Raw genomic sequence first — 17754 nt, forward strand, 5'->3', positions numbered from 1 at the left:
ACGCCTGGACTACCCCTTCGCCCGCTCGCCGCCGCCCACCGTCAGCGGCCAGTCGACGACGTAGTCCTCCAGGTCGTCCGGATCGATCTCCGTCTCGCTGATCGTCCGCCCTCGGGCGGAGATGCCAGCCTGATGCACGGTTTCCGGATCGCCAGAGACCAGCGGATGCCACCAGTAGAGGTCGTGGCCCTCGTTCACCAGCCGGTAGCCGCAGGTCGGCGGTAGCCAGGCGATTTCCTGCACGTTCTGTTTCGTCAGTTGCACGCAGTCCGGCACGAAATCCCGCCGCTTCTCGTAGTTCGAACAGCGGCAGCTTTCGCCGTCGAGGAGCTTGCAAGCGACCGAGGTGAAATAAACGTCACCCGAGTCCCACTCCTCCAGCTTGTTGAGGCAACAGAGCCCGCAGCCGTCGCAGAGGCTTTCCCATTCCTCGCTGTTCATTTCATTCAGCGTTTTCCGCTTCCAGAAGGGTACTTCGTTCATCATCCGTTTTCTTGCAACAGCGCCCGCAAATTCGCGTGAGACGCCTTCAATTCTCTTGTTATCGGCCGCTAAATCAACCAATTATTCAGCATGCTTCGTTTATCGAAGAGCGCAATGCCGATAGATGGCTGTGCTCTGACGCCTGGCTCGCCAGCCGTCAAGCGCGATCGGGCGGGAAGAAGAACGTGCAGGATCCGGACAATCCAGAAAAGCGCCCGCGCAAGAGCCGGCACATCCTGCTGAAGATCGATTCCTGGATCGATTCCAGCCTCTGGAATGCCGGCTTCCGTTCCGCCGAGATCTGGGAAGACGTCACCATCTTCTTCCGCCGCTTCCGCGTGCGCGGCTGGAAGCGCATCGTCTTCGAACTTGGCGGCGAAGCATTGACGCTCGGGGCTGCCGGTTCGGTGCTGATGCTCCTCCTCGCCCAGCCTGCGTTAGAGGCTACCAAGGAAGATTGGCGCAATCGCGGCGATTTCGCCGTCACCTTCACCGACCGTTACGGCAATGTCATCGGCCACCGCGGCGTCATCCATCAGAATTCGCTGCCGATCGACGAATTGCCGGATTCGCTGATCAAGGCGGTGCTCGCCACCGAGGACCGCCGCTTCTTCGACCATTTCGGCATCGATTTTATCGGCCTGTTCCGCGCGATGAGCGAGAATGCGCGGGCCGGCGAGGTCGTCCAGGGCGGCTCGACGCTGACGCAGCAGCTTGCCAAGAACCTGTTTTTGTCCAACGAGCGCTCGATCGACCGCAAGATCACCGAAGCCTTCCTGGCGCTCTGGCTCGAAGCCAACCTGTCGAAGAAGGAGATCCTCTCCACCTATCTCGACCGCGCCTATATGGGCGGCGGCACCTTCGGTGCGGCGGCGGCGTCGCAGTTCTATTTCGGCAAGAACATCACCGACGTGAACCTCGCCGAGTCCGCCATGCTTGCCGGCCTCTTCAAAGCGCCGGCGAAATATGCGCCGCACATCAACCTGCCGGCGGCGCGTGCCCGCGCCAACGAAGTACTCACCAATATCGTCCAGAGCGGATTGATGACCGAGGGCCAGGTGATTGCCGCCCGCCGCAGCCCGGCGACGATCGTCGACCGCAACAAGCAGGAATCGCCCGACTTCTTCCTCGACTGGGCCTTCGAGGAGGTGCAACGCCTCGCCGCCCGCTTCCACCAGCATTCGCTGATCGTGCGCACCACGATCGACATGGGCATCCAGAAGGCTGCGGAAGACGCGGTCGAGACGTCGCTGCGCGAATATGGAGAGTCCTTTCATGCCAAGCAGGGCGCGATGGTGATGCTTGAAAACGGCGGCGCGGTGCGCGCCATGGTCGGCGGGCGGGACTACGGCGAAAGCCAGTTCAACCGCGCCACAAGGGCGCTGCGCCAGCCGGGCTCCTCCTTCAAGGTCTTTACCTATGCGGTGGCGATGGAGAGCGGCATGACCCCGCAGACCACCATCGTTGACGCGCCGATTTACTGGGGCAACTGGAGCCCGCACAACTATGCTAACCGCTATGCCGGCCGCGTGACGCTCGAAACGGCGATCGCGCAATCGATCAACACGATCCCGGTGCGGCTTGCCAAGGACAAGCTCGGTATCCAGCCGATCCGCGCCATGGCCAAGGCGTTGGGCATCGAATCGCCGGTGCGCAACGACGTGACGATCCCGATCGGTACGTCGGAAGTCACCGTGCTCGACCAGGCGACGGCTTATGCGGTGTTTCCGGCGGGCGGTTACCAATCTCGCCGGCATGGCATCGCGCAGATCCTCGATTACGGCGGAGACGTGCTCTACGATTTCGACCGCGACGAACCTGCTCCGAAGCGCGTGCTGTCAGAAAAAGCCGACACCTATATGAACCAGATGCTGACCCGCATCCCCTATTTTGGCACCGCCCGCAAGGCAGCGCTCGACAACGGCATCCTCACCGGCGGCAAGACCGGCACGACGCAGGCCTATCGCGACGCCTGGTTCGTCGGCTTCACCGGCAATTACACCTGCGCCGTCTGGTTCGGCAACGACGACTACACCTCGACGAACAACATGACCGGCGGTTCGCTTCCGGCCATGACCTTCAAACGCGCCATGGATTACGCCCACCAAGGCATCGTGCCGCGCGCCATTCCCGGCGTCGAAACCCCGGCACCGCCGGCCAAGGACACAGCCAAGACCGCCGCCGCCAAACCCGAAGACAGCATCCCCCAGCTCATCCGCCCCCGCATGCTCTCGGTGGAATCGACCAGGATGCTCAAGGACCTCGGCGAAAAACTGAAATCCGCCCCGCCGCTCGAAGCGCAGAAAGTGGCGAGCGCGGGGTAGGTTTCACTGCAAGGCTGATGGGTGGCGGCGTGTTTGCCCTCATTTTTGTACCTGTCAAGGGAATGAGGGAAGTTGGGGGAAGCGCGGCGAAAACAGCAACGTCGCTGCGGATGTAACGCTTCTGAAGAAGTGAGCGCTTGCCTGATACTCCTCATTCCTGTGCTCGTCACAAGCCGAGAAGACTCAAACAATCGGCCTGCGTCTTGCCCTGCAGCCCATGAAGATACCAGTGCACAGTCCAAAATGCCCCAGCAGGCGGCCTATCACTCCAATCCTCCACCCCATATTCCGCCGCGCCCCTCACCCGCACCATTCCACCCCGCCGGAATCAATGCTAACCCTTTCACCTGATTTGTTTCCAAGGGCATGCAGTGTTTCGATTCCCGCTTTTTATCGCGATCACGCTGATTGTCGCTTTCGGCGGCGGGATCGTGGTTTCGCTTTATGCGCTGGACGCGACGCAAGGGTTCGGCGCGTTCAAGCTCGGGGCCTGGGAGGCCTTTCCCGAGCTGCAGACGGCCGATGCCGATCCTTACGCGAAATCCCACCGCGCCCGCGCCGGCAAGCTGCTTTATGGCAGCGCCGAGGGACTGACATTCACGGCAAGCGTCGACGACAGTGGCGACCGGCTGAACGCGGCCTGCAGCTACCGCATCAGCGGCCAGACACCGCCTGCCCGGCTGTGGACGCTGTTCACCTCGGACAACAGCGGCAATCCTGCCTCAGTGCGCCCCGGACTGCCTGCGGCGCTGAATTCCTGGACGGTGCTCCGCCAGGCCGACAGCAGCTTCACGATCGACATTTCCGCCAATGCAAAACCGGGCAACTGGCTGGCGCTGCCCGCCGCCGGCACGTTCCGGCTGGTGCTGACGCTCTTCGACACGCCGACTGCTGGCAGTTCGGGCGTCATTGACCTTGCCATGCCGAAGCTTACGAAGATCGGATGCGGCAATGCTTAGGCTGATATTCGCGATCCTGGCCGGCCTCTTCGGCGCCGCACTGCTGCATCTCGTCATTATTCTCGCGCTGCCGCACTATACCGGCAGGGACGCGCAGACCCGGGTACTTGCTGAGGGCAGTCCGAACCGTTTCTATCTGCTGTCGGCGCAGAACGACGATGCGGGGCTTTCAAGCAGCGATCCTTTCGTGCGCACCGCCGTCTGCGCCTTCGATCTGGAAAACAATCCGGTGCGCTTCACGGCGAAAGGCAACGTGCCGTTCTGGTCGATTGCCGTCTATGACGGTGCGTCGAACGAAGTCTTCAGCATGAATGACAGGACGTCTGTGGGGGGAGCGCTGGATGTTCTTGTCGCAACGCCGATCCAGCTGACCGGTTTGCGCAAATCGCTGCCAGCGGAGCTGCAGCCGACCATTCTGGTCGAAATGCCCCATCCGCAAGGCTATGCGGTGCTCAGAACGCTTGCGCCGCAGGCAAGCTTCGACGAGGCAGCCAGAAGCTTCCTCGAGGGCGCTGGCTGTGAGGCCTATGCACCCGTCGACTGAGGCGTCGCCTCACTCGTTCTCGACGCGGTTCTCCACACGCGATGCGCGTTGCGCCGGGTGCTTCGGCATCTCCGGAAGGCGCTCGTAACGCACGCCCGTGAACAGCAGAATCTGAGCCTTGACCGGCTTCTTCTCCCTGCGGCGTGGCGCCCGTGGCCGCCGATCCGCCAATGCGACTACTATGGCCATTCTCGTCTCCATGCACTGCCCGAGACGGATGAACGTGAGCGGATTTCACCCTGCCCGCCTGCGCGGGCCAGCGCTTCCTGCGGTGCGGAATATTCCAGACCGAGGGCATTCGCGCCTTTCTCACGGCACCTATTCGACCGTGAAGCGGAATCTTGACGACTGAAGCACTCAATCGCACCGTTCCTATCCGAATTGAGACACACGATAGTTAACAGTTTACTAATATTTCAGGCTCGCGGCATCTGCACGACACCGCTTATTAAACGCCGTTACCGGCCGTTTGGTTTCAAGCCGCGTCAAACAAAAACAAAATTATAATTTTCAATTGATTTCAATGACTTGAAAGAGTGCGCCACCCAAAATGCCGGAAGCGTCGCCTGTTGCATATTTACGTCACAAAAATATTAATTGTAGTCGTCCCATTTGGGCGTATCGTTATCTTGCCGGTCGAGTTTCAGGGCAACGGCCGGTTGGGAGACCATGCATGCTCTTGCCGTAAGAACGGAGGGCAGATGATGTCTTTATTGTTGAACTCGTCATATTCCCCGGAAGACCTCGATGTGCTGAGATGCGCATTGGACGCGTGGTGCGCGGAAAAGCGGATCGACATCAAAAGTGCGGAAGCGCGATTTGCCGTCTCTGCCGCACTCGACCTTTACCAGGCAGGCCATACCGATAACGAAAAGCTGCTGGCGGCCATGCGCTCGCACAAGGGTCTTTGAATTGCACCCAGGAAAACGTTCGGAAGCGCCTTGCCGCCGCAAGGTGCTTTTCGTTGCGCCGGCGACCCCTCATGGTGCACGCCATGCGTGCACCATCGTCTCGCATTTGATTAAAATCTTCAGCAACCGTTAACCCTGCCGGTGTAGGATTTGTTCATCTTCGTATGGGTTGATGTGCGTTCCGCCAGCGCATGGAAGCCCCAAGTTCCGCGTTTCCAGGGTGTTCGTGTGCGTGACCGGTTTCGAGACCTAGAAGGCCCCTTGGCCATCCGGAAAAAGGATGTGGTATTGATGGCGACCATCAGCAGCTTCGAAGGATTGGCGCATCCGACGCGATCCGAGCTGCGCCAGTTCGCCGAACTGTTCATGCCGCTTTTCCAGGCCTCCTCCGACGAAGCGCGCCGCCAGGCGGTTGCAGCACTTTCCCAGTGCGAGAACATGCCGCCGGCGGTTGCCCTCTTCATCGGTAGCCAGCCGATCGCGATCGCCGCACCGTTCCTGACGGCCTCGCAGGCGATCGACGACGATACGCTGATCATTATCGCGCGGTCGCAGGGCGCCGCACATGCCAGGGCGATCGTCAGCCGCGACAGCCTTTCGCCGAAGGTCATCGACGCCCTCGTTGCGCTGCGTCAGAGTGCGCCTGCAGCCATTTCCGAAGAACCGGCCGAGCCGCTTACGCCGCCGCCGACCGCTGCCTCGATGGAAGCCGCCGAATTCGCGGAACGCATCGCCAGCGAAGAGGCGATGCGCGAAAGGATCAAGGGTCTTGCAGGACATCTCGGACGCAACGACGGCGACCGCCTCGGACTGCGCACGCTGTCCGGCATCCAGGAGGCGCTGCTCGTCCGCTTCGCCCGTGCACGGGAGGCTGGGTCCTTCGCGACGGCACTTGCCGATGCGCTCTCCACCAGCCGCTGGCTTGCCGAGCGAATCATGCTCGATATCTCCGGCCAGCAGCTCGCAACGACACTGACCAGCCTCGGCATGGGCTTTCTCGATACCGTCTTCGTGCTGGAAAGACTGTACCCGCATCTTGCCGAGCCACAGCACAACGTGACCCGCGCCTGGATGGTACTGGATGCGCTCGATCCGGAAGAATGCCATCAGCGGGTCGAAGCCTGGCGCCGCGCCGACAGCTATACCTACAAGCCGCAAGACCAGGCGCCGGCCGAGCAGCCTGCCGCTTCCGCCCCGCGCGCCGTGCGCCAGGTGCCGCCGGCGCGCGATATCCGCATGGTCGGCCGCCGGTAGGAACTTTACGGGCTTAGGTAGATCCTCGCATGGGAATATCTGTGTCAAGTTAGTTAAAACTTATCGTCATCCTCAAAGTACCGGTTCCAGGTTCCAAGCCAGACTGTGTGACACGGCTCGTTTTGCCGAGCCCTCATCTACCTCACATACGCTCGCCGTTTATTTCGGCTGCACCAACCTCCCGCTTCCGGCGCGCAGGGCTCAGGTCGACAAAACCAGGGTGGGTGTGGCGGTGTGCGGAGATCGCTTCAGAAACCGGGCGAAATCCTTGATGGCTCGGATATGAGCCTGCTGGGCTTTGTCGCCGATCCCACGGATACGCATGTCTTCGATTATCCGCTCGCGCAGCGAGGTGGTCCTCTCCTCCGTCATGGGAACCTCCTGTCTGATGATTGAGAAGACCCCAATCGTGAGCCAGGACTGCAAACCCACCCATGCACGACGTTCTAATCATTGCTGCACCCTCACCACGGGCGCCAGTGCCGCGCGAGCGGCTTCGTCCTTGGGCCGACAGCTGCCCTAAGGTGACGTATTCCAGGCGGGGCTCACGTTGGTGACACTTGCTACCGAAGACCGGAGGTCTAAAGCGGGTTCTTCCGTTCGTCCGCCAGCGGAACGATCTCCGCGACGTCATCGGCTTCGAGTTCGACGATCCAGAGGTCCGGGTCGAACTTCCGCTCGCGATCGAGCAGTTCGCGCACCTTTTCGGCCTCCGCCTTCTCGAGCCTGATTTCGAAAAGACGCATGCCGCTGTCCTCCTCGTCAAAGAAACTTTGCGGCGCAGGGGCGTAGAGCGTTTCGAGCCCGTCGCGGAAATGCTGGCGGATGAAGATGGCGCCCGCCTCCTCCGCCCCCTTCTTCTCGACAGCGGCGAAGTCACCGCGCGCAAAAACGCGGCGCACGAGGGCGGAAACGAAGATGTCGGTGCGAAGTCTCATTGATCCCGTATAGGGCAAGCGGCGGCGGCAACGCTAGACCTTTACCGCCAGCCTCAGCCCGCCCCAATGCCGTCCGCGGACGATAATCGGGGCGGAGATGTCCTTCATCATCACGAAATTGCCGCCGCCCATATCGCGGCGGTAGGTCTGCACGAGGAAGGGTGCGGTGCTTTTGCCCGCGGCAAGCCCGACCCGGTCGTTGAAGATGCGCCGGTTGCGGCAGTTGGCGGTGTTCCACACCGTATCGCCCGGCCGCTGCGGTTCGGAGAATTTCCGGTTATGCGTCGGCAGGTAGCCGTTTTCATCGACAGCAGCGCAAAAGGCGATACGCTCGTCGGAGGCGGCAACCGGTTCCTGGATCAGCGGCAGCAGGCGATCGGTGAGTTCCGTGAAGGCCGCCATGAGCTGCACCGGATCGGTGCCCGGGACCGGCCGGTATTGGCGGTTAAAGAGCGCCTCGAAGCCAATCCGGCCTTCGACGACAGCATGCTCGAAGGCTTCGGAAATCGCGCCTGCCACGCCTTGCGCCTTGGCGATCCAGAGGCTGTCAGAGGTTTCCACGCCGGCGCTCGCGGTCAGCTGCACCAGCTTCTCGGAAAGGCCGACGACGCTGTCGACGCGCTTTGCGGCATGCTGGAGCTTGACGTTGGAATTCAGCACTTCGGCGGACATCTCGCCGAGTTGGGCGACGAAACCGGCACATTGCTGGTCGACGGCCTCGGTTGTCTTTGCCATGACCGTGGAGCTGTCGAGGATCTGGGTGATCACATGCTCCATGTTGCCGAATGCGCCGCGCATCGCTTCCGACTTGTCCTTGACGCCGGCAGCACTTTCGCGCGCGCCGCTGCCTGCCGCCGAGAGCCGGTCTATCTTGATGCGCAATTCGTCCAGCGTTTCCTGGATGGACCCGGTCGCCTTGGAGGTCTGCAGCGACAGCGCGCGGATTTCGGAGGCGACGACGGCAAAGCCCTTGCCCGCCTCGCCGGCGCGTGCCGCTTCGATCGCGGCGTTGAGCGCCAGAAGGTTCGTCTGCCGGGCGATGGTGCTGATCTCGGCGGCAACCTTGTCGACATCGGCAAGCGATTTCGAAAAGGTATTGATCTCGGCGCTGATCTCCTCGGAGGAGCGCACCATATGACCGATTTCCTCGATCGAGCCGGAAAGCCGGCCGGCCGATTCCTTCAGCATGTGCCGGGCCTCGGCCGCCGTGCGGTCCGTCTCGCTAAGCGACACGGCAACTTCCCGGTTCGTTTCGGCGATCGAAAGTGCCGTCCGCGTCACGTCGTCGAATGCCGTCGCATGGCGCGCCGACATCGCCGCCATGTCCTGGATGGCGCCGGCGATATCGACGAGATCGATGCCGAGCGTGGACGCCTCTTCCGCGAGCCGGGACAGGACGTGGCGCAACGCCTCCGCGTCGTGCCCTTCCGGCTCATCGGCGACCTCCACCGTCTTCAGCGCATACATGCCCGGCTCCTCCAGTAGATTAGAGAAGGTTCAGGTAATATGGTTAATAAGTTGCAAACGAAGGCGGCGGTTTAGACTTAGGTTGTAGGGCGCACGCTTGAATCAGGGCAAACGTCCTCGTTCTTGTGCTGCGCATCCGGCTTCCCGGTGGTTGCCAAAAGCTCAGACCTCAGGTTTTTTGCATCGGTGATTTTGATCTTGTAGAGATGGGAAAGCCAGATGCCGTCGGCGGCCAGGCGGGCGATCTTCAGGCGCGTATCGCCGTCGGTCTCGTTGTGGCGCTGCGCCCGTTCCTCGACCCAGTTTGCCATGAGATCGCGCAGATACGGGTCCGTCAGCGCCGAAATCGTCAGGGGCGCCCATTGGCCGCCCTTGGCGCAGAGGTTATTCTCGAAGACCGAGTTGATATAGGCGCGGGTGAACGAGCCATAGGGCTCCGGGTCCTTGGCCATGCGTGTATCGATATCGTCATCGATCGCTTCAAGGAGTTCTCCGAAGACGGCGTCGATCAGATCCTTCTTGCTCGGAAAATGATGGATGAAGCCGCCCTTGGTCACGCCCGCAGCGTCCGATACAGCCTGAATGGTCACCGAGGCAAGCCCTTCCCGCACGGCCAGTTTTGCCGCTTCGTCTATCAGGGTCCGCTTGACTAGCTCCGGCTGTTTCCTGCGCCTGTATGAACTTTCCATCGTCTATCTCTTGCCCCCCGGCACGCAATCAGAACGTGCTCCGCGCGATGGTAATGTGTGCCGGATAAAATAACATCTGTGTTGCTTCGGGCAAATTCTTTTGAGAAGCTTGAGGCCGTAACGCAATGGTGACAATGCGTGAGCTGGGCGAGAAAAGCGGCGCGTGCGGGCAAGAGGGTCCGGATGCCTGTACCCGCCACGACGGTTCATGTATCAGTGCGGGGCCGGGATAAAAAATACAGGCGATGAGGGATCGTGAGTTCGAAAGCTGGGGAAAATGTAAAGAGGCCGCGCGGGCGCCCTAAAAGCGTGGACGCCGATCAGCGGCGAGATGAGATCATCGGCGTGGGGCGCGATGTCTTTATCGAATACGGATACATCAGTACGACGGTTGACGTGATCTCGGCCAGATGCGGCATTTCCAAAAGAACCTTCTACGAGTTCTTCGGCGGAAAAGCCGAACTTCTGCGGGATATACTGAAATCTCGAAGCGATTCGATTTTCTTCATACCGGAAATCGATGACCAGCTGCCGCTGGAGGAACGGCTCGCCAGTATCTTCTTTATCGACGAGGATGGTGCGCTGGATGCGGCCGGCATGAACGATTACTTCATGATAGAGGTCGGCTGGGAAGCGGCGGAACAGGTCGCCGAATTGCGGGACGATTTCAGCGTCGCGCGTGCCAAGCTCGCCGAGTGGTTCCGGCAGCTGAGGCGAAACGGCCGCATAACGGTTGTCGATGCGGACGCCGCCGCCACCATGCTGATCGGCATCGCCTTCGGGAGCTTGAGCATCGACCGCGCCGGCACCGGCTTGGCGGAACGCGCCACGCGGACGAAAGCCTACCTTCGCTCAAGCCTCAAGATCTTCGCCAAGGGATTGTATGTCTAAACAATAGACAGAGAGCCCGGCTGGGATACCGGGCTCTCCTCTCGAAACTGATCGGAGGTCAAGCTGATCAGTTTTATCTCTTCGATCAGAAGTCGCGCTGCAGGCGGAAGAAGCCTTCGACCCAGTCCTGATCCGCCGCGTTGTCGTGGTCGTCCTTGACATAGGTTGCGGTGAGCTTCGTGGAAAGGTTCTCTACGATCTCGTAGTCGAGCGTAACGCCGGCGCGAATCTCGTTGCCGCTGTCCCAGCTGCCGTCAGCGTCGGCATCGATGTTGTCGATGTACTGAACAGCAGGCGTGACCGTGAACTTGTCGGTTGCCTTCAGCGCATACTGAGCCGCAACGGACCATTCGCCGGCGTCGTAATAGCCGTTGAAGCCCTGATCGCCGAGACCCGTGGAATAGATACCGGCAACCGAGAGCGTGCCCGGGCCGACGTCAACGCCGACCTTTGCGAGTACGGCGCCTTCCTGGGCGTCGGTGTCGTAAGCGCCGAGAACCGCGTAGGTGAAGCCGCCGAGCTTACCGCCGATGGAACCGTCGATACCGAGGTTGTTGGCGTTTCCACCGTCCGTCTGAACGAGTTCTTCGAGAGCGATACCGGCATAGAAGTCGCCAGCGTCGTACTGATATCGGATGGAGTTCTGCTTCGTCGAACCATCGAGGGTCGTCATGATGTCGGTTTCGCCCGAGAAGTCGTCATCCCACCAGTTGGCAAACTTACCAACGCGGAAGCCGGCGAGGTCGATGTAAGCTTCGTCGATGACCGTGCTGTTCTGAGAACCGCCGAACGTGGAAGATGCACCAGCCGTGCGAGCGTCGCTGTCTACACCGTTCGGACGGAAGTTGGATTCAAGAATGATCGCGCTCGTGAGAGTGCCGTATTCCGTATCGTTCTTTGCGACGACGTTGATGTGCGCACGCGTGCGGGCATCCCAGTCCTCGGAGGAATTGTTGTCGAGTGCATCGCCGAAGCCGAAGCCGACGTCGAAGCGGAGGTAGCCGCCGATCTGGAGGCAGGTTTCGGTGCCCGGAATGTAGAAGTAGCCGGTGCCGTAAGCGTCGCAGACGCGGACATACTCAACCGGTTCCGGTTCGGCAGCGACGATGGCGTCGGCGGCCTGAGCACCGGAAACTGCTGCGAGAGCAGCAGCGGAGCCGAGAAGAAGGCTCTTAATATTCATTTTTGTCTCCGTTCCAGAGGCCAACCCCAAGGTTGGCTCTTGCTAGCGCGATGGATGCGGTCCCCTGAAATTTCAGTCCGCCAGGAGTTACCGGCGATTTGCCCCGGCAACGCGACCTTTAGAACAGGCGATGCGCCAACCCGTCAATTATTTAATAAACGTCTTCGTACCAAAAATAAGCTCGAACCGACGGGCGTTGTATTTTTGCCACAATCAGGCCTGTCCGAGCCACGATTTCACCATCAAGATTGCCCGGCATGGGCAACTTCAAGATATCGCTGAGAGAGATTCCAACAGAGGAACGCCGAGCGCACGGCGGCTCACGAAAGAAGGTGAACGGCCGTCGGCAGCGCCATGTCCGGCTCATCGGTCAGGCGGCCTGCTTATAGCGACAACCTCTCACGAAGAGATGGATGCAGTCCTTGAGATAACCAATAAGGCTCGGTCTGTCCGGCAACCCGCCACCTGCGGTCATGCGGGATGCCATTCCCCCAAACATCATCGAGATGAGCATCGTTGCCGCGTGGTCCGGATCTTCGATGTCAAGCACGTGTTTTGCGTCCTGGAACGACAGCCAGTCCGCGAGCTGCGCTATCGCTTTCTGGCCGTTATAGTCGTCCCCCTGCAATCGCGGACCGGAGGGATAGAGTGCGCCGATGCATGCCATGATCTTTCGTTCAGCTTCGACCTGGTCGGCCTGATCAAGATGGAAGATCATCATCAGCACATCGTCGGGAGCCCGCGTTTCATCCAGCGGACGCGGAAGCTGAAGAAGCTCCCGTGGAGGCGGGATGCGCGAGGTGTTCCACTGAAGAGCAAAACCCTTGATGTATTTCTTTGCCCGTGAGTTCAACGATCGGGTGATCGAGGCAAACCGGGAAATGTCGGAATAGACAATCTCGAAGGTGATATCCTTCGACCCTCGAAGGAGCCGAAAAGTCTGATCGCCCCCCAAGTGAAACTCGGCCGCGCTCGATTTGGCGATTGCCGGGTAGAGGGACGAGAAATGGTCGAAAAGGACCTTGTAGAGTCGCGGGTTGTCCGCACTGCTCAGGGAGGCGATTGATTTATACATGACACGATCAGCAATATGTGTTTCGGGTGTGGCGTTGCCGGAATCTTCGAACAACATTCGAACTATCCCGACAGGCAAAATCTCCAGCCAGACCGGCAATGAGGCCGGCCCGGCGAGCGGTATCGAGCAAGAAAAGATACCATAAGTATGGTATCTTTCGAGCGGATTGACCGCCGTCTTTAGCGCGCCTTTTCGCCCCCGAAACCAGCGGCCACTGACAATCGAAATTACATTTCGATATTGCCCTAATGAATTTCAAGGCCCAGCAGGCACGTTGTCGCAGCATTTTTTTGCAGGTGCGAAGCCCGCACGCGAAGTGATCAAATCACCGAGCTTTCGCTATTTTCCGGCAGGCCGTTCGTGCTTGCGAAAACGGCGGGGTGCTGCGATCTAAGCAGTCTTCTCGAATGTGCTGAACTGGAACTGCTGCACCGATCGCCGTGGAGTCCTATGCTGATGCCGGCACGTTGCGGCGAGCTTGAACCCACTGCCGAGAACGGCCTGCAGGCCTTCGGCATCGTAGCGGGCAACCGGCAGGCCGCTGCACCTTTCCGGTCCGTCAGGTGCAAAGGTGCCAATCACGGCCTTGCCGCCGTTCCTGAGAGCTTGCGCCAGTACGCGAACATAGGCCTGCTGGTCGGCCGCCTCCGTCAGGAAGTGAAAGGTGGCGCGGTCGTGCCAGAAGTCATATTGGCGGGTGGGCATCCATTCAGTCACGTCCGCGATGATCCACTGCACCTGCTTGGCGCCCGGCAGCCGCGCCTTGGCCGTTTCGAGGGCTGCTGCGGAGAGATCGAGAACGCTGACATGGGCCTGGCCGGATGCCACGAGGGCATCGACCAGCCGCGAGGTCCCGCCGCCGATGTCGATGACGGACATGTCCGGCGTCAACCCGGCCTGGCGCAGCAGAACCATCGAGAGGTCCGGCGCATCCTCGTACCAGCTAACTTCGGTCTCCGCCTTTGTCGTGTAGACAGTCTGCCAATGGGCTTGCGCGGTCACTTGTGGACATATCCACTCCTTTCGAGGAAGAAAATTTACCAGATTTCGAGCGAGCGTGCCGAAGGAAGCGTCGGCGTGATCGCCGCGCTTGATCACCCTGTGCGTCGGGCTATCCTGCCTCTCCGTAAAGATGTCCACGGAACCGTTTCCCTTTCCCTGCAACGAAGGAAAATACGATGCCCACTTTGAGCAATGGCAGTGAGCTTAGCGTATGGGAAGACATCAACAACGAGAGCCCCGATGCGATCCTCTTCAGTATAGCGGAAACGGACGGCGACGTCCTTGGGCCGGGGACCGCGCATACGGATTACCCCTACGGCTGGGTCGATCTTGCTTCCGTCGACGTGTTCGACGGCTTCTTTACCGTGACCACCTTCACCAATGACGGCAGGACCGAGATCTTCACGACGGTGGAAACCTTCGTCTTCGACAACGAGGGCCGCTATATCCGCACGCTGTCCGATCAGGCGGCCTATCTTTCGACCGAGATCATCTCCATCACCGCCGAAAGCCCCGACGACATCGTGGTGACGTGGCAGGGCGCCAACGAATATTTCGGCGGCGAAAACACCCAGTACGGTCCGCACCAGATCATTCTGGAAGGCGGCGCGCTGCAGCCCGACACCTTCGTCAATCATGCGCCCGCCGCCGCCGACCTGAACTTCATGCTTTCGCCGGGGCAATCGCTCGACGACGTCAGGTTCAGCGCGTCGGACGCCGATTTCGACCTGTTGGGCTTCGTCGTCGTGGACGGGCCGGACCATGGCACGCTGCAGCAGGAGACGCTCTACGAAGCAGGCTACTATCCCTTTCACCAGGGCCAGTATGTGGGCAGCCTGCATTATCACCAGGACTACCTGAACGGTAACCTCTTCGATTATTCTCCAGCCGCCGGCTTCACGGGCACCGACAGTTTCACGGTCTACGCCACCGACGGCCAGGGCAACAGCAATCTGGCGACGATCACCATCACGGTCGTCCCGCCGGCCGAAGAGATCGCGCTCACCGACGCGAAAGACGTCGTTAGCTATGAAGCCTACGATCACTCGGTCCTCGTCGCCGCGATGGGCGGCAATGACCGGATCGCCGGCAGCCGGCTCGACGATTCGCTCAACGGCGGCGCGGGCGAGGACCGCCTGCGCGGCGGTGAAGGCGACGACACTCTTAACGGCGGAACCGGCCGCGACATCCTCTCCGGCGGGGCGGGCGACGACATCTTCGTCTTCGACACCAGGCCCGGCCGGGCGAACTGCGACAGGATCCTCGACTTCTCCTCCGCCGACGACACCTTGCGGCTGGACAGCTCCGTCTTTACCGGGGCCGCGGCCGGAACGCTCGACCCGGAGGCCTTCGTGAAAGGCAGAGCCGCGCTGGAAGACGACGACCGCATCCTCTACGACACGTGCTCCGGCCGCCTGCTCTTCGATTCCGACGGGAGCGGCGATGCGGCGGCCGTAGCGTTTGCGGCCGTGAGCCACGGCACATCGCTTGCCGCTGACGATTTTCATTTCTTCTAGGCGCCCCAACCGGCTTCGAAATCGGCACGCTGCCCAGATGTTGCCACATGCATAGTGGGCAGGATCGCTGTTTTCCAAAGACTCAGCGTCCTAAATTCGTTAACTTATTCAATTGGTTATAAAACATAGCACAGACTGCAATTGCCATGTTGCATTGCATCATGATCCAAATCCGTCTAGCGTAAGCTGGGGTGCCGCGGGGAAAACGCCATGGGAAACCGTTCGAATAAGGATGTCAGATGCTTGATACGCCCAAATCCAAGCCGAAAGACCTCGAAGCCATTGCCCGCACCGGCGGGCCCCTTCGCCGCATGGCGGCTCGCGTGCCAACCTATTTAACCGATCTCAAGGAAAATCCCGCCTGGCTGCCGATGTTCCTGCTCGCCCGCACGATGCCGTTCCGCCGGGCACATTGGCTCACCGCCCGACGTGTTCCGTCTTCGGCAACAGTAGCACCGTCGATGTTCGGCGACATCAGGGCGGATGAAGCGGCCGCGGAATTGCGACGAACGGGCATCTTCACAGGCCTCACGCTGCCGGCGGACGTCCAGGAGGAGATCTCCCGCTTTGGGCACGAGACGCCGTGTTTTGGCAATTTCGAGCGCAAGCTCGAGTTTCTCGCCGGAGAGCATGCCGAAGCCGAACGCCGCTTCGGGCGCACGATCCTGAGCGGCCATCACTTCGAACGGGTTCTGCAATGCGAGGCGGCGGTCGCCGTGCAGCAAGACCCCCTTCTCGTCGATATCGCCCGGCACTATCTCGGCGGCGAGGCGAAATTGATCACCACGCGGACATGGTGGAGCTTCCCGACGAAATCCGCCTCGGAAGCCGATCTCAGCCGCGCCTCGTTCAAATTCCACTTCGATCTCGACGACTGGCGGATGCTGAAGTTCTTCTTCTACCTCTCCGACGTCGATGCGGATGCCGGTCCGCATGTTTATGTTCGCGGCAGCCATAACCGCCGCCGGATGAAACACCAACTGACGCTGCTCGTCGGGCATTCGGCCGACGACGTGCTGAGCTTCTACGGCAAGGAGAGCGCCGTCACGCTGACCGGAAAGGCGGGCACCGGCTTCGTCGAGGACCCCTTCGGCTTCCATATGGGAACGCTCGCGAAGCATACGCCGCGCCTGATGATGGAAGTGGGATTCGGCGTATCGAAGCCGTCAAAGCGCCGTTATCACGGCGAGCCGGTGATCAGGTAACCGCTGCGGATCCCGAAGCCGGTCCGGTTGGGCCGGCTTTTGACTGATCGGATATCCGCCGCCGCGGCTCAGGCCGTCGGGCAGCCGTCGCGGAGTTTCCGCCAGGTCGTGACGTTCAGCTCCATTTCACAGCGTGCGAGATAGGACGCCCCACCCACCCTGATGCAGACGATCTCGCCAAGTTCGTACTTCATGCCGTCGCGGTTGCGGCAGGTGCAGCGCGAGTCCGGGTGCGCCGCGGCGATGCTGGCTGCAGCCACAAGCAATAGCGTTGCGATCCATTTGGCGTACCGGCGTTCCATCCAGTTAATATACCGCAAATCGCACGCGACGAAAACGAACGATGCCGATTGCTGTTGCAACCGGCATCGCCCGGCGATGTCTACGAGAACTCAGCCGGCAGCGGGCGTCCGTTCAAGAACACTCCAGTCGAACTCGCGCGCCCAATCTGCAAAACTGTGCCAGCGGACCTCGGGAAAATCCTTGCGCAGGGCGGCGATGTCGGCATCGTATCCGGCCTTGTCGAACCACTCGAACATGAGTGCAACATCCTCGCTTTGCTGGCGGGCGACGGCGATCGGGATTTCCTGATAGCTGATCGGACGGCCGATGGCTTGCGAGAGGATTTTCGCCTGCGCCTCGCCGGACAATTCGTCACCGGCGAAATCGAAACGCTTGCCGAATACCTCCTCGCGCCGCTCGACCAGCGCTGCGACGAAAGCCCCGATGTCCGCCAGCGCGACCAATTGAAGGACGCGCTTGGACGGCATCGCGAAAGCGTGCGTTCCCTGGCCGAGCGCGCCGATCGACCACGGCGCGACGAAATTCTCCATGAAGGCGACCGGCGCGCTGATCGTGTAGGGAATGCCGAGCCCGGCCACATGTTTTTCGACGAGATACTTGCTTTCGAAATGCGGGATGCCTGTCTTCTTGTCGGCATCGGCAACGGACGAATAGATCAGATGCCCTATGCCGGCGGCCTTCGCCGCATCGGCGGCAATGATGCCCTGGCGGGTCTCCTCCTCCACCCCGGCCTCGTAGCTGTTGCCCATCAGGAACATGGTGTCGACGCCGCTTGCAGCCTTCACGATGGAGGCGGCATCGCCGAGATCGCCCACCACGATCTCGGCACCGGCCGATGCCAGCCGCCGCGCCACATCGCTGTCCGCCCTGCGGGTCAGCGCCTTGACGCGATGTCCTCTCGAGAGGAGTGCGTGCGCAACCGCGCCTCCCTGCTGGCCGGTGGCGCCGGTAACCAGAACGCTTCGTTTGTTGTTCATGTGTCTGCTCCTTTTCGTTTCCGATCGAGCAA

19 protein-coding genes are annotated in these 17754 nt (G+C 60.8%); 8 read left to right on the forward strand and 11 right to left on the reverse strand.

The window, feature by feature from the left end; genetic code table 11:
• Positions 1-9: 9 nt before the first annotated feature.
• Positions 10-483, reverse strand: a complete 474-nt coding sequence (locus ACZ9BX_RS09795; RefSeq protein WP_027507515.1) for a YcgN family cysteine cluster protein — start codon at positions 481-483, stop codon at positions 10-12.
• Positions 484-668: 185 nt separating this feature from the next.
• On the opposite strand from ACZ9BX_RS09795, the gene ACZ9BX_RS09800 reads away from it, so the two are divergent.
• The 3 genes from ACZ9BX_RS09800 (at position 669) to ACZ9BX_RS09810 (ending at position 4310) form a co-directional block, all read left to right on the forward strand.
• On the forward strand, positions 669-2807 hold the full coding sequence (locus ACZ9BX_RS09800) for a transglycosylase domain-containing protein (protein ID WP_476217479.1): 2139 nt from the start codon (positions 669-671) through the stop codon (positions 2805-2807).
• Positions 2808-3178: 371 nt separating this feature from the next.
• Positions 3179-3766, forward strand: a complete 588-nt coding sequence (locus ACZ9BX_RS09805; RefSeq protein WP_476217481.1) for a DUF1214 domain-containing protein — start codon at positions 3179-3181, stop codon at positions 3764-3766.
• A complete protein-coding gene (locus ACZ9BX_RS09810; RefSeq protein ID WP_476217483.1) occupies positions 3759-4310 on the forward strand; it encodes a DUF1254 domain-containing protein in 552 nt (183 codons plus the stop codon). Before ACZ9BX_RS09805 ends, ACZ9BX_RS09810 begins: the two co-directional genes overlap by 8 nt.
• Positions 4311-4319: 9 nt before the next feature.
• Here ACZ9BX_RS09810 and ACZ9BX_RS09815 read toward each other — a convergent pair whose 3' ends face one another.
• Entirely contained in the window at positions 4320-4499 is a 180-nt protein-coding gene (locus ACZ9BX_RS09815; protein WP_027507519.1) for a hypothetical protein, read from the reverse strand.
• 515 nt (positions 4500-5014) lie between these two features.
• Between ACZ9BX_RS09815 and ACZ9BX_RS09820 the strand changes: the two genes are divergently transcribed.
• Together ACZ9BX_RS09820 and ACZ9BX_RS09825 are read left to right on the forward strand one after the other, a co-directional pair.
• Positions 5015-5221, forward strand: coding sequence for a hypothetical protein (locus ACZ9BX_RS09820; RefSeq protein ID WP_476219956.1), 207 nt, complete (start codon positions 5015-5017; stop codon positions 5219-5221).
• Positions 5222-5449: 228 nt separating this feature from the next.
• Positions 5450-6475, forward strand: coding sequence for a DUF2336 domain-containing protein (locus tag ACZ9BX_RS09825; protein WP_476217485.1), 1026 nt, complete (start codon positions 5450-5452; stop codon positions 6473-6475).
• Positions 6476-6676: 201 nt separating this feature from the next.
• Here the strand turns inward: ACZ9BX_RS09825 and ACZ9BX_RS09830 are convergent, their stop codons facing one another.
• The 4 genes from ACZ9BX_RS09830 to ACZ9BX_RS09845 form a co-directional block, all read right to left on the reverse strand.
• A complete protein-coding gene (locus ACZ9BX_RS09830) occupies positions 6677-6847 on the reverse strand; it encodes a phage integrase N-terminal SAM-like domain-containing protein (RefSeq protein WP_476217487.1) in 171 nt (56 codons plus the stop codon).
• Between the two features lie 209 nt (positions 6848-7056).
• Entirely contained in the window at positions 7057-7413 is a 357-nt protein-coding gene (locus ACZ9BX_RS09835) for a DUF1491 family protein (RefSeq protein ID WP_132559936.1), read from the reverse strand.
• A gap of 33 nt (positions 7414-7446) precedes the next feature.
• Positions 7447-8880, reverse strand: a complete 1434-nt coding sequence (locus tag ACZ9BX_RS09840; protein ID WP_476217489.1) for a methyl-accepting chemotaxis protein — start codon at positions 8878-8880, stop codon at positions 7447-7449.
• Between the two features lie 77 nt (positions 8881-8957).
• Positions 8958-9569 carry a TetR/AcrR family transcriptional regulator gene (locus tag ACZ9BX_RS09845; RefSeq protein ID WP_476217491.1) on the reverse strand — a complete coding sequence of 204 codons (612 nt, stop codon included), beginning with the start codon at positions 9567-9569 and terminating at the stop codon, positions 8958-8960.
• 309 nt (positions 9570-9878) lie between these two features.
• Here ACZ9BX_RS09845 and ACZ9BX_RS09850 point away from each other — a divergent pair, with 309 nt between their 5' ends.
• On the forward strand, positions 9879-10460 hold the full coding sequence (locus ACZ9BX_RS09850; RefSeq protein ID WP_476217493.1) for a TetR/AcrR family transcriptional regulator: 582 nt from the start codon (positions 9879-9881) through the stop codon (positions 10458-10460).
• Between the two features lie 85 nt (positions 10461-10545).
• Here ACZ9BX_RS09850 and ACZ9BX_RS09855 read toward each other — a convergent pair whose 3' ends face one another.
• From ACZ9BX_RS09855 to ACZ9BX_RS09865, 3 genes are all read right to left on the reverse strand, one after another.
• Positions 10546-11643, reverse strand: coding sequence for a porin (locus ACZ9BX_RS09855; RefSeq protein ID WP_476217495.1), 1098 nt, complete (start codon positions 11641-11643; stop codon positions 10546-10548).
• 370 nt (positions 11644-12013) lie between these two features.
• Positions 12014-12775, reverse strand: coding sequence for a hypothetical protein (locus ACZ9BX_RS09860; RefSeq protein ID WP_476217497.1), 762 nt, complete (start codon positions 12773-12775; stop codon positions 12014-12016).
• 333 nt (positions 12776-13108) lie between these two features.
• On the reverse strand, positions 13109-13720 hold the full coding sequence (locus ACZ9BX_RS09865) for a class I SAM-dependent methyltransferase (protein ID WP_476219958.1): 612 nt from the start codon (positions 13718-13720) through the stop codon (positions 13109-13111).
• 176 nt (positions 13721-13896) lie between these two features.
• Between ACZ9BX_RS09865 and ACZ9BX_RS09870 the strand changes: the two genes are divergently transcribed.
• Positions 13897-15237 carry a calcium-binding protein gene (locus ACZ9BX_RS09870; protein ID WP_476217498.1) on the forward strand — a complete coding sequence of 447 codons (1341 nt, stop codon included), beginning with the start codon at positions 13897-13899 and terminating at the stop codon, positions 15235-15237.
• Positions 15238-15476: 239 nt separating this feature from the next.
• A complete protein-coding gene (locus ACZ9BX_RS09875; RefSeq protein WP_476217500.1) occupies positions 15477-16442 on the forward strand; it encodes a phytanoyl-CoA dioxygenase family protein in 966 nt (321 codons plus the stop codon).
• Positions 16443-16510: 68 nt separating this feature from the next.
• Here the strand turns inward: ACZ9BX_RS09875 and ACZ9BX_RS09880 are convergent, their stop codons facing one another.
• Both ACZ9BX_RS09880 and ACZ9BX_RS09885 read right to left on the reverse strand, forming a co-directional pair.
• On the reverse strand, positions 16511-16744 hold the full coding sequence (locus tag ACZ9BX_RS09880; protein ID WP_476217502.1) for a hypothetical protein: 234 nt from the start codon (positions 16742-16744) through the stop codon (positions 16511-16513).
• 90 nt (positions 16745-16834) lie between these two features.
• Entirely contained in the window at positions 16835-17722 is an 888-nt protein-coding gene (locus ACZ9BX_RS09885) for an NmrA/HSCARG family protein (RefSeq protein WP_476217504.1), read from the reverse strand.
• Positions 17723-17754 lie beyond the last annotated feature (32 nt).

Source organism: Rhizobium sp. USDA 3886 (assembly GCF_056279785.1).